Raw genomic sequence first — 14,672 nt, forward strand, 5'->3', positions numbered from 1 at the left:
AGGTTTTGTGCCGGCTCAGAAGCTGGCGTCCACTCCGAAACTGAACATTTTCACCTGCGGGTAGGTACGGCCGGTACCTACGGGCGACTCGACATCGTAGCCGTTCCAGAAGCGGTCCAGCGTCCAGATATTCTGCCCGTTGGCAAAGAGCCGGAGCGAGCTGATGCCCGCGCGCTGGGTGAGCGCCTGCGGCAGGGTATAGCTGAACTGGACATTCTTCAACCGTAAATAGGCGGCGTTTTTCATCCAGAAGCTGGAAATCTTTTCATTGTTGGATTCGCTGAATGCCAGGCGCGGAAAGGCCGCGTTCCGGTTTTCCGGAGTCCAGTGGTTTTTATGCTGCTCCTGCACCGTGCCGCCCAGGAAGAAGGGCATGATGCCCTGTTCGTACAGCAGACCATCGGCTTTGCCTACGCCCTGGAGTACCACATTCAGGCCGAAACCTTTGTAAGCCAGGTTGATCGTCGACCCGAACGTAAACCGCGGTACCGTGCTGCCGATCACGACGTAATCGTCGGCATTGATGATTCCGTCTCCGTTCTGATCCTTGTATTTCAGATCGCCGGGTTTGATGGTACCGAACTGCTGGGCATGGGCGGCCACTTCGTCGTCTGACTGAAAATACCCTTCTGCCTGTAACCCGTAGATAGAGGAGATCGGATACCCTTCCCGGTTGACGGTCACGCCCGTGAGGTTGACGCCGCGCATGTCAATGATCTTGTTCCGGACATCGGAGATATTAAACCCGATGTCATACCGGAAATCGCGCGCCTTGCCCCGGTAGGTGAGGCCGAGCTCCCAGCCTTTGTTGTCAACGACACCGGCATTTTGATTCGGCGCCCCCAGGCCGATAATCGCCGGGATATCAAGGGTGAGGAGGATGTCTTTCGTGCGTTTCAGGTAGTAATCAGCGGTTAGCGACAGGCGTGAAAACAGCGTCAGATCAAGCCCGATGTCGCTCATTTCCGTCCGCTCCCAGGTGATATTGGTGTTGGCGAGGGTATTGAGCGCGACGACGTTCACGATCTGCTTGCCAAGCGCATACGACCCGAAGTTCAGCGACGAAATGAACGGATACGTACCGATGTTCTGGTTTCCCAACTGACCCCAGGATGCCCGCAGCTTCAGCTCGTTGACCACGCCGGAAAGCGGCTGCATGAAGTTTTCCTGCGATACCCGCCATCCCGCTGAAAACGAGGGGAAGAAGCCATACCGCTGCCCTTTCACGAAGCGCGACGAGCCGTCGTACCGGGCATTGGCTTCGAAGAGGTATTTCTGCTTGTAATCGTAGTTGATCCGTCCGAAGAACGATTGAAGCGCCCATTCCGACGCGCCGCCGGTATTGCGCTGAATATCAGCTGCACCGGCGTTCAGTACGTTGTAGTCGGGGAGAAGGAATCCTTCACGGTACGCCGTAACATAGTCGTTCCGGAAGTCTTCCCGCGAGAAACCGGCCAGCACCTTCACGCCGTGATCGCCGAAGGTCCGGTCCAGGGTGACGGTTCCCCGGAGGGTATTGTAAAACGACCGGCTCGTTCCCTCCGTCAACGTACTTTTGGCCGGGGCCAGGAAACTGAGCGCGCCGTTCGGTTTGTAGGTCTGGATATTTCTGTTGAAGTTTTTGTCGATACTCAGGGCATACTTCGGAGCGTAGGCTACTTCTGCCGTGATCCAGTCAACCGGCTTGTAGACCAGCGCGGCATTGATGAGGACATACGGAGAGTTGTTTTTCATCTGCCCGCCGGCCCGTGAAAAGGCGATGGGGTTGTCTCCGTTCCAGCCGTCGCCCCAGGTACCGTTTGAATTGATGCCGATCTGGTTGGCCGGAATCCGGTTCATCCAGTGGAATACTTCATCGGAACTGCGACCGGGTTCGATGGTCGTCGGCGCAACAAGCTGAATATCCGCCCGGGCGCTGAGCTTCTTCGAAAACTGCATATCCATGTTGTTCCGCAGGGTATACCGCGTAAAACTGGAATTCTGGATGATACCGTTCTGATTGAGGTACCCGAGTGAAGTCAGGAAGCGGAACTTCTCGGTACCGCCTTTGACCGTCAGGAAGTGGCTTTGCTGAAAGCCGGAGCCGGTCAATACCGCCTTCTGCCAGTCGGTATCCGGGTAGAGGTCGCGGTTGGAGGCCCCTTCCGTGCGGTATTTCTGGATGAGGTCGTCGGAGTACAGCGGCGCCCGGCCTACGTTCACATACGCTTCGTTGGTAAGCAGCATGTGGTCGACGGCGTTGACCATGTGGGGCAGGTTGGTGGGCGACTGCCACCCGAAGTAGTTGTTGTAATTGACAGACAGCTTGCCACCTTTCGCCCGTTTCGTGGTGATGAGGACGACGCCGTTGGCCGCCCGGGAGCCGTAGATGGAAGACGATGCGGCGTCTTTCAGTACCGTCACCGTTTCGATCAGGTTGGGGTCGATGTTGTTCATCGATCCTTCGATCCCGTCGATGAGGACGAGCGGATCCTGCCCGCCGCCAAGGGTTCCGACACCCCGTACCCGAATGGTACCGGCATCACCGCCGGGGCGTCCGGATCGCTGCGTAACCGTGACGCCGGGCATCATACCCTGCAAGGCCGTGGAGGTCTGGCCCACCGGCCGGCGGATCAGGTCTTCGCTGGAAACGGTCGCTACTGCGCCCGTCAGGTTGGTTTTTTTCTGGGTACCGTATCCTACGACCACCACTTCTTCGAGCGACCGCTGATCCGGCTTCAGGACGACGTCGATATTCGTCTGTGAGGTGATGTTGATTTCCTGTCGCTCATAGCCGACGTACGAAAAAATCAACGTAGCCGGTACCGCCGGCAGCGCCAGCTGAAAACGGCCGTCCGCATCGGTATTGACACCGCGGGTGGTACCTTTCACGAGTACGGATACGCCCACGAGCGGGTCGTTCGTTTCAGCGGCGACGACCTGCCCGCGAATGGGTTGGTCTTCCCCGAAAGCGGAAGTAGTCGGCGTCAACCCCGCCAGCGGAACGGCCGTAAAATCAGCCTGACTGCGTTCGTTTTCTTCGTGTGCAGGCGTCTCGGCGGGGTTTTGTTTCTTGACCGGTCTTGAACGTCTAATAATATACGTTTTGTCTTTGACCTTTTGAAAACGGAGGTCAAGGTTTTTGAGAAGCTCCTGCAGCGCCATCTCGGCCGACTGGAACCGGCCATAGCTGATTGAGGCTACTTTGTGCCCGGCGACGAGGCGGTCAGTATAAATCAGGTCGATCCGGTAGTGAGCCTTGAGCTCGTCCAGGGCTTCTCCCAGCGGCTGGAGGGTCTGGGAATGGCTGACCTGAGAGGCGAACGCGATCCGGGCGACGGTCTGGCTTGACAGCGGCGGAGGCAGCAGCAACAGCAACGCGCCGCCCAGCAGAGTATACCGTCTGATAAAGCAGATAAACGGTTTGTCCATTCTAAATGAAGATTTAGAGGGTAAGTGGTGAGTTCGTTTTTTCGTGGAGAAGGCTATTCAAAAAACACGACCTTGCTGTCTTGCCGGTTGACGTTGATGTCATAAGCAAGGGCAATGGCCTGCAGCAATTCTTCGGCGGTTCTGGCGGGGAACGTACCGTTTACGGTTTCGCCGGCGAGGCGCGTACCAGTGATTTCCACCTGCAAGCCGTAATTCTCCTGAAGCATGTAAGCAATCTCCTGAAGCGGTGTGTGGTGAAATTCGTACCGGTATTCTTTCCAGGCGTCATACGGGCGGGGGCTCCGCACCGTCTTGTGGTTGAACCGGCCCTGCGGGTCCAGGCTGACGAGCTCTCCCGGCTTGACGAATACCTTGCGCTGGCGGGCGCCTTCGGTATAGTCGATCCGGACCTTGCCCGTCTTGAGCAGCAGCTGCGTTTTCCGGGTACGGGCATACACGGTAAACTGCGTACCCAATACCGTCACGTCAAATCCCTTGTCGATGTGTACCTGAAAAGGCTGATGATCAGGCGTGTGCGTCACGTCGAAATCGGCCTCGCCTGTCAGGTACACATGCCTTCCTTCCTTCCCGAAACCAAAGCGGCTCAGCCGCAGGGTGGAATGGGCATTGAGGGTGACTATTGTACCGTCTGTGAGCGTAATCTTCTTGACCTGTCCATAGGCAGTTTCAAAGGTTTTGTAGAGCACGTAATCTTTGATCAGGTACAGACCGGCTGAGAGAGTCAGCAGCACCAGCGCGGCGGCGGCGGCGCGGCGGAGCGACATCCAGGGTTTCCGGATGGCCGGAGCAGGTTCTGTCGTGGGTTGGATAGCCAATTGCGTGAGGGACTGCTGCATCGCCCCGTCGGTATCAGCGATGTACTGTAAATGACGCGTTTCCCATTCTTCCAGCCATTCATAGTAGGTCTCCCGGTTCACGGGCGTTCTGAGCCATTCTTCGAGGAGGTGGCGCTGCAGCGGCGACGTCCTCCCTTCGAAGTGCTCAAAAACCGTTTGTTTGCTGACGGGCTGTTCCATGGTTTCCTGTTTACTGACGTAGTCCGGATCGGACCGTTTTCCCCTTACTTCCTGTTTACAAAAGCCAGAATAACATGACGACGAGACCATTCTGGACAATCTTGCGCAGGTGTACGAGGGCTTTTTGCAGGTGCGCTTCTACTGTTTTGATACTGAGTTGTAACTCCTCGGCAATCTCCCGGTGTTTCCGTCCTTCAAAGCGGCTCATCAGAAACACCCGCTGGCATTGCGGAGGGAGCGACCGGATGCCGTTTTCCAACTGTACCGCCAGTTCCGTAAACTGGAGAATACGCTGAGGATCATCGTCGGTCAGGGATACTTCCTCATCCAGATCCGACGTCAGGCCTGATCGCCTGAACTCATCCTGCAAATGGGTATACGCCCGCTTGCGGACCGCGGAAAACAGGTACGCCCGGTAGCTGCCGAGCACTGTTTCAAACGACTGGCTTCTCCACAGACTCAGAAACACATCGGCGACGAGGTCTTCCGCCACCTCCCGCGAGTACACATAGCGCACGGCATGGCTGCACAATACCTTGTGGTACCGGCGGTACAGCAACTCATACCCTTTGCGGGGATCTTTCGCAAAGGCTTGTCGGATGAATACCTCGCTGTCGGCCATCACGGGCTTCCTTTCCGGGGGAAAGGCTCCGTGATCTCCGCGTTGGTCGGCCTGAATCTCCATACCGTGAGTGACGTTCTGTTTCCGGTCAGACCGGCCAGATACCGGTCTTCAATGAGTAAGTCAGGGTTTCCGGGAAATACCCTTAGCTTAATTCAAAAAAATCTTGAATTTTATATAATGACGGGAAAGAGGGGTGGAAATACTCGTGGGGGCTTTAAGTAGTAAGCAATAAGCGGTACACCGCGGCGTCGGCGCATCCGGTTGCTTATTGTGCGTGGCAGGCGCTGCCGTCTCAATCTAAGTCAGCTTTTTTCTGTGAAGTCTGTGTAGTCTGTGAGCATTATTTTTTTCTCACAGACTACACAGACTTCACAGAAAAAAAGCGGCGGTCTCTTCACCTAAGAGACCGCCGCCAAAATCAACTATCAGAGCTTACTCCGCCGTAGCGTAATCTTCTACCGGGATACAAGCACAAACCAGGTTCCGGTCGCCATATGCCGAATCAATCCGGCTGACCGTCGGCCAGAATTTCGCAGCCTTCACATACGGCAGCGGGAAGACGGCCTTCTCACGCGAGTACGGCCGGGTCCATTCGCCGGTAAGTACCACGTTCTGGGTATGCGGCGCCATTTTCAGGACGTTAACCGATTTGTCAGCCTGTCCTTCTTCAATTTCACGGATTTCGTTCCGGATACCGATCATCGCGTCGCAGAAACGGTCGAGTTCGGCTTTCGATTCCGATTCCGTCGGTTCCACCATCAGGGTACCGGCCACCGGAAACGAGAGCGTCGGCGCATGGAAACCGTAGTCCATCAGGCGCTTGGCAAGGTCTTCCGCTTCCACGCCGGCTGTTTGCTTGAACGGACGGCAGTCGAGGATCATTTCGTGTGCGCAACGTCCCTGTGAACCAACATACAGTACCGGAAAGTGTGCTTCCAGACGGGCCTTGATGTAGTTGGCATTCAGGATCGCCGTTTCAGTAGCATGTGTCAAACCTTCTCCACCCATCATGGCGATGTACGCGTAGGAGATCGTCAGGATGCTTGCCGAACCGAACGGAGCCGCCGAAACGGCCGAAATAGCCTGCGCACCTCCCACACCGTCTACCACAGCGTGGCCGGGCAGGAACGGCGCCAGGTGCGCCGCTACGCCGATGGGGCCCATACCGGGACCGCCGCCGCCGTGAGGAATACAGAACGTCTTGTGGAGGTTCAGGTGGCAGACATCCGCTCCGATGGTACCGGGAGAGGTCAGGCCTACCTGGGCGTTCATATTAGCGCCGTCCATGTATACCTGACCGCCGTGGGCATGAATCAGGTTACAGATATCGATGATGGATTCTTCGAATACCCCGTGCGTCGACGGATACGTCACCATCAGACACGACAGGTTCTCGCTGTACTGCTCGGCTTTGGCCTTGAGGTCGGCGAGGTCGATGTTGCCGTTCTCGTCAGTCTTCGTTACTACTACCTTCATCCCTGCCATCACTGCCGACGCCGGGTTGGTACCGTGCGCCGAAGCCGGAATCAGCGCGATATTCCGGTGACCGTTGCCACGCGACTCATGGTAAGCCCGGATCACCATCAGACCGGCGTATTCGCCCTGGGCGCCCGAGTTCGGCTGAAGCGACATCGCCGCGAAACCGGTGATTTCACACAGCCAGTCGTTCAGGTTTTTGAACAGCTCGTAATACCCGGCTGCCTGTTCCTTTGGGACAAAGGGGTGCAGCTTGCCGAATTCCGGCCAGGTGACGGGGATCATCTCGGTAGTCGCGTTGAGTTTCATCGTGCAGGAACCCAGCGAGATCATCGAGTGTACGAGAGACAAGTCCTTGTTTTCGAGAGACTTGAGGTAACGAAGCATTTCGTGCTCCGAGTGGTGCGTATTGAAAACGGGGTGCGTCAGGTAGGCCGACGAACGCGTCAGTACTTCGTCAAATTCCCAGGAAAGGGCGTTTTCGATTTCGTCCAGGTTGACGGTTTTTCCGGCCAGCTGGCTGAAAATACCGATCAGGGCAACGGCGTCTTCATAGGTCTTGACTTCGTCGAACGAAATACCGACTGTATCATCCCCGAAATACCGGAGGTTGAGACCGGCCGCTTCCGTAGCTGTGCGGACGGCCTGACTATCGGAAACACGAACGCGGATCGTATCGAAGAAAGCTTCGGTGAGCACTTCATAACCCAGTTCCTTGAGAGACAGCGCCGTCAGCTGCGTAAGCGCATGCGTACGCTCGGCGATTTTACGGAGGCCTTCCGGACCGTGGTAAACCGCATAGGCAGCCGCCATGACCGACAGGAGTACCTGAGCCGTACAGATATTGGAAGTAGCTTTTTCACGACGGATGTGCTGCTCCCGGGTTTGCAGGGCCATGCGCAGGGCGCGGTTACCTTCCGTATCAACCGATACGCCGATAATCCGGCCGGGCATCTGGCGCTTAAATTCATCTTTTGTTCCGAAATAACCGGCGTGAGGACCGCCGAAGCCCATCGGTACGCCAAAGCGCTGGGCAGATCCGACAACCGCATCGGCGCCCATTTCACCCGGAGGGGTAAGCAGGGTGAGGGCCAGCAGGTCTGCGGCAACGACTACCTTGATATCCAGTTCGTGCGCAGCGGCGATCCAGGAAGTATAGTCGAAAACGGCACCGTCAGTAGCCGGGTACTGGAGGAGGGCTCCGAAAATAGCTTCGTTGGTCAGGTCCACAGTGCGGTGATCGCCGACGAGGACTTTCACACCGATCGGCGTAGCACGGGTTTGCAGCAGGTCGATCGTCTGCGGGTGGCAGCGATCTGAAACAAAGAATGTATCCGCTTTGGCCTTGGCGCCCTTTTTCAGAGCATAGAAAAGGTGGAGCGCTTCTGCGGCGGCAGTCGCTTCATCCAGAAGAGAAGCGTTGGCAATCTCCATGCCGGTCAGTTCCATGATCAGGGTCTGGAAGTTGAGCAGCATTTCGAGGCGTCCCTGTGAAATTTCAGCCTGGTAAGGCGTATAGGCGGTATACCAGGCGGGATTTTCGAGGATATTCCGGAGAATGACGGTGGGAGTGTGGGTGTCGTAATAACCCGTCCCGATATAGCTCTTGAAAAGGGTATTGCGGCTTGCCAGTTTCTTGAAATCGTCCAAAAACTGCGCCTCCGAAAGTGCCGGCGGCAGGTTCAGCGGCGCCGGACGCCGGATCGCGGCCGGTACGGTCTGGGAAATGAGTTCTTCAATCGACCCTACGCCAATTTCAGCCAGCATGGCCGAACGGTCAGCCTCATCCGAGTTGTTGTGGCGATTTTCAAAAAGTTCCTGGAAGCGAAGAGAAATCTTCATTCGAGCAATGATGTTGATGGAAAAGAGACCTCAAAGGTACGCAAAAAGGCTGGTACAGAAACTGGGATTTTTCCAAATGGGCCTTTGTGTGAGAAGAATCACTTCCGGGGCAAATTAGTGCCCGGATTTTGACATTATCCGGCGATCTGTGTCCGACGGGAAGATTCAATTTCTTCCTGTGCGGACAATCAGAATTGGGTTTACTGACTAGATTTGACCGGAGAAACAGAGCGATTTTTGGACCTGGGAGCGCAATCTCCCGTATTACCCCGACAACTATGGCAAAACAACAAGCGGCAGATCAGGGCGATCAGATTGAAATCGAACTGTCTGAGGAAATGGCGGAAGGTACGTATTCCAACCTGGCCATCATCTCGCATTCCCAAAGTGAATTCGTCATTGATTTTGTTCGCCTGATGCCCAACGTGCCGAAAGCGAAAGTAAAGTCCAGGGTAATCATTACCCCGGATCACGCGCTCCGGCTGATGAATGCCCTTCAGGATAATATTGCCAAGTACGAAGAAAACTACGGCCCGATCAACGAAGGCGGAGGCCCCTCCGGCTTCCAGTTTCCGACCAACTACAACGGTCCTATCGGCGAAGCCTGATTCCTGGCCCTTCCCTCCGGAAGGGCTTTATTTTTGCCGGAAATAGGCCAGAAAGGCCCACAGCGGGCGCTCCGGCAGGTACTTCAGGTCTTCCTCCTGTGTATACGCTTCCCGCTCAAAACTGATGGCATGGTAGGCATCATAGGGCGCTTTGCCCCGGAACCGGTGCCAGATATATTCTCCCACGTACCAGACGTAGAAAGGCAGCACCAGCAGCTCGAGCTGCTGCCGGAGATGAATACGCTCGTGATTCATCAATCCGGGCGCCGGGCGGGGTACGGAAACGACGATAAACGGCCATAGCGTAATGCCGTTTACCCGTAATCCCGGCCAGTAAAAGGTCAGCGGCCAGCCCGTATGCTTCAGAAAACGATAGGGTTTCATCCTGCGCCGAACATACGGCAATTTGACGGGATATCCTGCGTTTGACCGGAAGAGCCGCGGCAAACTTGCTGCCCCGTATTAGCAGTCTCCGCCCATTCACTCTATCTTTGCAGCATGTTTACTCCTTCTGTCCGCCTCGGAATTTTGGGCGGAGGCCAGCTCGGCCGCATGCTGCTCCAGGCAGCCGTTGATTTCGACCTGCAGATCAGGGTACTGGATCCTGATCCCACAGCCTCCTGCGCTGCAATCGCCCCGGAATTTGTTGTAGGTTCTTTTCAGGATTATGACACTGTTTATCAGTTCGGGAAAGACCTCGACGTACTGACCATCGAGATCGAGGCCGTGAACCTCGATGCCCTCAAACAACTCCAGCGTGAAGGGGTGAAGGTATTTCCCCAGCCGGAAATCGTCGAGATTATCCAGGACAAGCGGGTTCAGAAGCAGTTTTACAGGGATCACGGCCTGCCTACGTCCGATTTTATTCTGGTAGATAACCGGGAAGATGCCCGGAAGTATGCCGGTTTCCTTCCTGCATTCAACAAACTGGGAAAAGGCGGCTACGACGGCAAGGGCGTGCAGCGTATTGTCACGCCAGCTGACTTTGACAAGGCATTTGACGCGCCGGGCCTGCTCGAAAAGGCCGTTTCCTTTGAGAAAGAACTGGCCGTGATCGTCGCCCGGAATGAAAGCGGCGAAGTAAAAGCTTTCCCGACCGTTGAAATGGTCTTCCATCCGGAGGCCAACCTGGTCGAATACCTTTTTGCTCCCGCGGATATTTCCCCGGAAACCGACCGGAAAGCCCGGGAAGTGGCCGGTCGCGCAGCAGAGGCCTTCGGACTGGTCGGACTCCTCGCGGTGGAAATGTTCCTGACGGCAGACGGAGAGATCCTTATCAACGAAGTAGCTCCCCGGCCGCATAATTCCGGCCACCATACGCTGAGAGCGAACGACGTCAGCCAGTTTGAACAACACCTCCGGGCTATCCTCAACTGGCCCCTGGGAGACACCAGCGCGCATTGCTATGCCGCGATGATCAACCTCCTCGGAGCGGAAGGGTTTGAAGGGCCGGCCCGCTACGAAGGCATGGAAGCACTGCTGGCAACGCCCGGCGTGCATCCTTTCCTCTACGGCAAGGCGACGACAAAGCCATTCCGGAAAATGGGGCACGTTACCCTCATTGACAAGGACGCGGACAGCCTGCGCCGGAAAGTACAGACTCTGAAAGATACGGTCAGAATCATCGCCTGACCGATAACCAATTCAATACGCAATGGTAGGAATTATCATGGGAAGCATCTCCGATCTGAAGGTGATGCAGGAGGCGGTGGACGCCTGCAACGAATTCGGCGTCCCGTATGAAATCGATATCGTCTCGGCGCACCGTACGCCGCTCAAAATGATCGAGTACGCCCGTACCGCACGGGAACGCGGTGTGCAGGTCATCGTAGCCGGCGCGGGCGGCGCCGCGCACCTGCCCGGTATGGTGGCCAGCGTCACCACGCTGCCCGTTATCGGCGTACCGGTGAAATCGTCCAACTCTATTGACGGATGGGATTCCGTCCTCTCCATTCTCCAGATGCCGGGCGGGGTACCTGTGGCGACGGTAGCACTGAACGGAGCAAAAAATGCCGGTTTGCTGGCGATTCAGATCATCGGCGTTGGAAATAAGGAAATCGCCGATAAATTGCAGGCATACAAAATCGCGCTGGAAGCGAAGGTGGAAGAGATGAGCCTCCAGGCGAAAGCCGGCCTGCCTCCGGTCTGACCGGCTATCCGACACGTCAACCAAAACCAACAGTCTGTATATGGAAGATCAGCGTAATAAGGGCGGATCCAGTCTCCCGGTCATCACACTCGGTGTGCTGGTGATCGTGGTGCTGGCGCTGCTGTACATAGGCTATTCCTACTTCATGGATGACGACGCCGTGACCCTCACGCCGCAACGGGTGGAAACCTCGGCCGTGACCGACACGGAATCTACGCAATCGAACGACGTGCCGACACCGGCGCCTGTCGAGCCGGAAGTCATCGGCGGTAACAACGAGGCAAAGCCCGACGGTACAACCGCTGCTGCCGATACGTCCGCAAAACGGAAGGAACCGAAGAAGGAGGAAAAGAAAGAAGAGAAAAAGACTTCTGTTTCCGTCAGCGGCGGCTCCGTATCCCACAAGGTGCAGCAGGGCCAGACGTTCTACAGCATTGCCTCCAAATATGGCATGTCCGAGTCCCGACTGAAGGAGGCGAATCCCGGCGTCGATCCCACCAAAATCAGCTCAGGCAGTAACCTCAAAATTCCGGTATACGCCGTGCATACGGTAGGGCAGGGAGACATTCTGCGGGTCGTTGCACAGAAGTACGGTGTGACGGTAGAGGCCATCATGAAGGCCAACGGGAAGACGAAAAACTATGCCGAGCGGGGCGAAAAACTGATCATTCCCTATCCGAAAAAGTAAAAAACGGGGTCCCCCATACTATTTCGACCAGATGCGGCTTTACAGGGGTAAGGCCGCATTTTTTGTGGGTCAAACCGCCGATAGATTTATAAAAATTTTGAAAATAGCGGAATCCAAGGTTTTGAATATTGAAAGAATTTTCCTATGTTTGAACATCATTTATTGTTTTCATGGCTTTTACGGGAAAGACTCGGTGGGTTCCGCCGGGTTTTTTTGTTTTTATACCGGAAGCTTTTTCTGCACCCGTTTTCGGGAATTGCGCTTTCCTGACACATTCCGCCCGTTTCCTCTCTGCTTACTACCTCAAGCCCCACGCCCTCTGCCCCGGCCACAAAAAAAGTGAGCCCGTTTCCGGACTCACTTTCCTGCGGCCAAAGGCTTGCTTACTTCGTTGCCGGAGCAGCGTCCTCAGACACGTAAATGTATTTGACTGCCGACGCGGTCGCGATGCGGACCGGGTGAACCACCATTTTGTTGGCGTCTGAAATCGAAAGCGAGTAGTTGCCGTCTTCGAGCTGGCTCAGGTCGATCAGCTGGGCTACGTGCGTCGCATTCTTCGAGACAAACTGCTCGTTCAGGATGCGGTTGTTTTCGTCACGCAGGGTGATGGTGAGGCTCTTGCCAACCACCTTGTCCACAAAGCAATAAAACTTGGTAGCGTTTTTCGACTTGAATACGTTCGACTGGAAGTCTCCGGCTGCCTTACCGGTTTCAGGATCGTGTGCGGCAGAGGCCGTCAGTACAGAAGCGCCAAGGGCGAGAACGAGGGCAAAGGAACGGATGATGGATTTCATGATTGTCATGGCTTTTTTAGTTGTCCCCGCAGGCGGCCTCTCCGGAAGACAGTTCAAAAGTAACAGGTGCTGTTTGAGTACTGTTTTGATTTGCGTTAAACGGAATAATATTTGGATGAGTGGTCGAAAATGGCCCGGGCTCCTTCCGCCTTATTCCGCTGCAAAGATAAAATGACTCCAGTCTGAATCTGAGTTAAAAAGGATAAAAATTTGATTATCAATTTGTTAATAGAACAAAATAGTCTTTTCATCTATTTTTTACTAGAATAGTACAATTAGATTGCAGCTTGGGTGAATTACGCAAAACAGAATATTATTCTGTTTTGCGTAAGAATAGCATCAGCCGATTTTGTTCCTGGAAATCCGGCAGAATAAACAGGAAAGGCCACGCCTGAACGGCGCGGCCTTCCGGAAAAAAAGGTATTGTACTTTTCAGGGTTTGTCCCAGAAAACACGGGTATCGAGGTCGTCCGCACCCTGACGGGCAACGGCCGCATTGTAGTTATCTGCATTGACCGACTGCTCCAGCTGCGGATAAGTGAGGCGCCGGATAAAATCTCCCTTGATGGTCCGGCCCGGGTACTTATTCGGCGCCAGGGTCGGGAAGCCGCTGCGTCGCCAGTTGGCAAATGCTTCCGGCCCGTTGAGGAAGGAAGCCACCCAGTATTGCGTATTGATCTGTTCCAGCGCTGTAGCGGCTGCAAGCGGATGTGCGGTGAGGTAGGCGTCGATATCAGCCTGTGCGATAGTCGCTGCCGCATCGTATTCTTTCAATTGGTTCATATGTCCGGCGATACCGGCTTTAAAAAAATCGGCCGCCGCACCCTGAATCCAGCCCCGCTGAGCGGCTTCGGCCAAAAGAAGCTGCGTTTGCGCATAGGTAATGAAGTGGAGGGGACCGTCTACCTTCCCGACTGTCCGCCGGTTGATCTGCGAATAGGCCCAGCCGCCGGAGCCGATTTTCCCGGGGAAGTTGGGCGCCGTGGCGAGCGAGCCATCGTCATAGCCATAAGGCATCCCGATCTGGTCGGCGGGCGTGGTATTGACCGTCGTCTGCTCCGGATTTTTGGAAGGTTCGCCGTACTTCACCGAAATCACCTTCAACCGGGGGTCGTTGTTGGTTTTGAGATAAGCAACAAACGGGGCGCCAAGGTAAAAATTGGCCTTTTCGGTATTGTTCCAGAGGTTGCCGAGCGGACTCGTGTAAATACTGGTATAGAGGATTTTGACGTTGTCGTCGTTCGATTGAAACACCCCGCCCTGAAACGCCTTCTGAACCAGACTCTGGGCCTTGGCCGCGTCGAGTTTGGAGTAGCGCATACCCAGGCGGAGCAGGAGGGAGTAGCCCAGGCGTTTCCATTTTGCGACATTTCCCTGATAGAAAAGATCACCGGCTTCGATTTTCTTGGTGGCGTCGAGTGCCGCGGTCGCTTCATCGAGCTCTTTGGCCAGATCGGTGTAGATATCTGCCTGGGGATCGTATTTCGGTAGTTTCGTCCCCTGCAAATACGCCTGGCCTGCCTGGAAGTACGGGACGTCTCCATAGCTATCCACCAAAACCATAAACACATATGCCTTCCAGATCCGGGCCATGTGATAGAGGTTGGAACGGTTGGCGTCGGACTTGGTCTGGTTCAGTACATCGGCCAGTAGTTTGATCGGTCCGTTGTTTCCGTTATTGGTTCCGCTGTAGAACGTAAACCAGTTGATGCGCGTGTTGTCCCGGTAGTCGATGTTGAAGTTCGCCCCTGCGTTGACGCCGCCAAATGGCGTAATTGCCTGCTGAACGATAGACGACTCATAATGAACCGTTTGTGCTGTCAGCGTGGTGTTAAGCTGGGCGTTGGAAAAGAGATATACCGGGTCGATGCTCGTCGACTGAACCGGGTTTTTATTGATTTGTTCGAAGTCTTTGTCGCAACTGCTGAGCAGGGCGGCGAGGAGAACAAATGCCAGCGTTTTTTTCATGTTTGAGGCGTTTTGAGTTTAGGGTTTGAGGTTTAGTGTTTAGGGTTGGAGTGCTGAACTCTAAACACTAAACC

General features: G+C 55.2%; 11 protein-coding genes. 4 read left to right on the forward strand and 7 right to left on the reverse strand.

Features of this window, described 5'->3' with window-relative positions; all coding sequences use genetic code 11:
* Positions 1 to 15 precede the first annotated feature (15 nt).
* The 4 genes from BLR09_RS20320 to gcvP form a co-directional block, all read right to left on the reverse strand.
* Positions 16 to 3,411, reverse strand: a complete 3,396-nt coding sequence (locus BLR09_RS20320) for a SusC/RagA family TonB-linked outer membrane protein (RefSeq protein WP_093207330.1) — start codon at positions 3,409 to 3,411, stop codon at positions 16 to 18.
* 53 nt (positions 3,412 to 3,464) lie between these two features.
* Complete coding sequence (locus BLR09_RS20325; protein WP_176785626.1) at positions 3,465 to 4,448, reverse strand: FecR family protein; 984 nt, start codon at positions 4,446 to 4,448, stop codon at positions 3,465 to 3,467.
* A 55-nt stretch (positions 4,449 to 4,503) separates the two neighbouring features.
* The gene (locus tag BLR09_RS20330) at positions 4,504 to 5,133 is read right to left on the reverse strand and encodes an RNA polymerase sigma-70 factor (protein ID WP_245689970.1); all 630 of its coding nucleotides are present in this window, start codon (positions 5,131 to 5,133) and stop codon (positions 4,504 to 4,506) included.
* Positions 5,134 to 5,505: 372 nt separating this feature from the next.
* Positions 5,506 to 8,391 (reverse strand): aminomethyl-transferring glycine dehydrogenase, encoded by a 2,886-nt coding sequence (gene gcvP / locus BLR09_RS20335; RefSeq protein ID WP_093207335.1) that lies wholly within the window; start codon positions 8,389 to 8,391, stop codon positions 5,506 to 5,508.
* A 278-nt stretch (positions 8,392 to 8,669) separates the two neighbouring features.
* Between gcvP and BLR09_RS20340 the strand changes: the two genes are divergently transcribed.
* Positions 8,670 to 8,999 carry a DUF3467 domain-containing protein gene (locus BLR09_RS20340; RefSeq protein WP_093207338.1) on the forward strand — a complete coding sequence of 110 codons (330 nt, stop codon included), beginning with the start codon at positions 8,670 to 8,672 and terminating at the stop codon, positions 8,997 to 8,999.
* Between the two features lie 27 nt (positions 9,000 to 9,026).
* On the opposite strand, the gene BLR09_RS25910 is transcribed toward BLR09_RS20340, so the two are convergent.
* Positions 9,027 to 9,383 (reverse strand): hypothetical protein, encoded by a 357-nt coding sequence (locus BLR09_RS25910; protein ID WP_317039240.1) that lies wholly within the window; start codon positions 9,381 to 9,383, stop codon positions 9,027 to 9,029.
* A 114-nt stretch (positions 9,384 to 9,497) separates the two neighbouring features.
* Between BLR09_RS25910 and BLR09_RS20350 the strand changes: the two genes are divergently transcribed.
* From BLR09_RS20350 to BLR09_RS20360, 3 genes are read left to right on the forward strand one after another with little or no spacing between them, the layout of a single operon-like run.
* Positions 9,498 to 10,631, forward strand: coding sequence for a 5-(carboxyamino)imidazole ribonucleotide synthase (locus BLR09_RS20350; RefSeq protein WP_093207340.1), 1,134 nt, complete (start codon positions 9,498 to 9,500; stop codon positions 10,629 to 10,631).
* A gap of 22 nt (positions 10,632 to 10,653) precedes the next feature.
* Complete coding sequence (purE, locus tag BLR09_RS20355; RefSeq protein ID WP_093207342.1) at positions 10,654 to 11,148, forward strand: 5-(carboxyamino)imidazole ribonucleotide mutase; 495 nt, start codon at positions 10,654 to 10,656, stop codon at positions 11,146 to 11,148.
* Between the two features lie 40 nt (positions 11,149 to 11,188).
* A complete protein-coding gene (locus BLR09_RS20360; RefSeq protein WP_093207345.1) occupies positions 11,189 to 11,836 on the forward strand; it encodes a LysM peptidoglycan-binding domain-containing protein in 648 nt (215 codons plus the stop codon).
* A gap of 383 nt (positions 11,837 to 12,219) precedes the next feature.
* On the opposite strand, the gene BLR09_RS20365 is transcribed toward BLR09_RS20360, so the two are convergent.
* Together BLR09_RS20365 and BLR09_RS20370 are read right to left on the reverse strand one after the other, a co-directional pair.
* Positions 12,220 to 12,630, reverse strand: a complete 411-nt coding sequence (locus tag BLR09_RS20365) for a hypothetical protein (RefSeq protein ID WP_143011169.1) — start codon at positions 12,628 to 12,630, stop codon at positions 12,220 to 12,222.
* A gap of 432 nt (positions 12,631 to 13,062) precedes the next feature.
* Positions 13,063 to 14,598: a SusD/RagB family nutrient-binding outer membrane lipoprotein gene (locus tag BLR09_RS20370; protein WP_093207351.1), complete on the reverse strand. Its 1,536-nt coding sequence runs from the start codon at positions 14,596 to 14,598 to the stop codon at positions 13,063 to 13,065.
* Positions 14,599 to 14,672 lie beyond the last annotated feature (74 nt).

This window comes from Siphonobacter aquaeclarae (assembly GCF_900103285.1).
In the GTDB taxonomy this organism is placed as follows: domain Bacteria; phylum Bacteroidota; class Bacteroidia; order Cytophagales; family Spirosomataceae; genus Siphonobacter; species Siphonobacter aquaeclarae.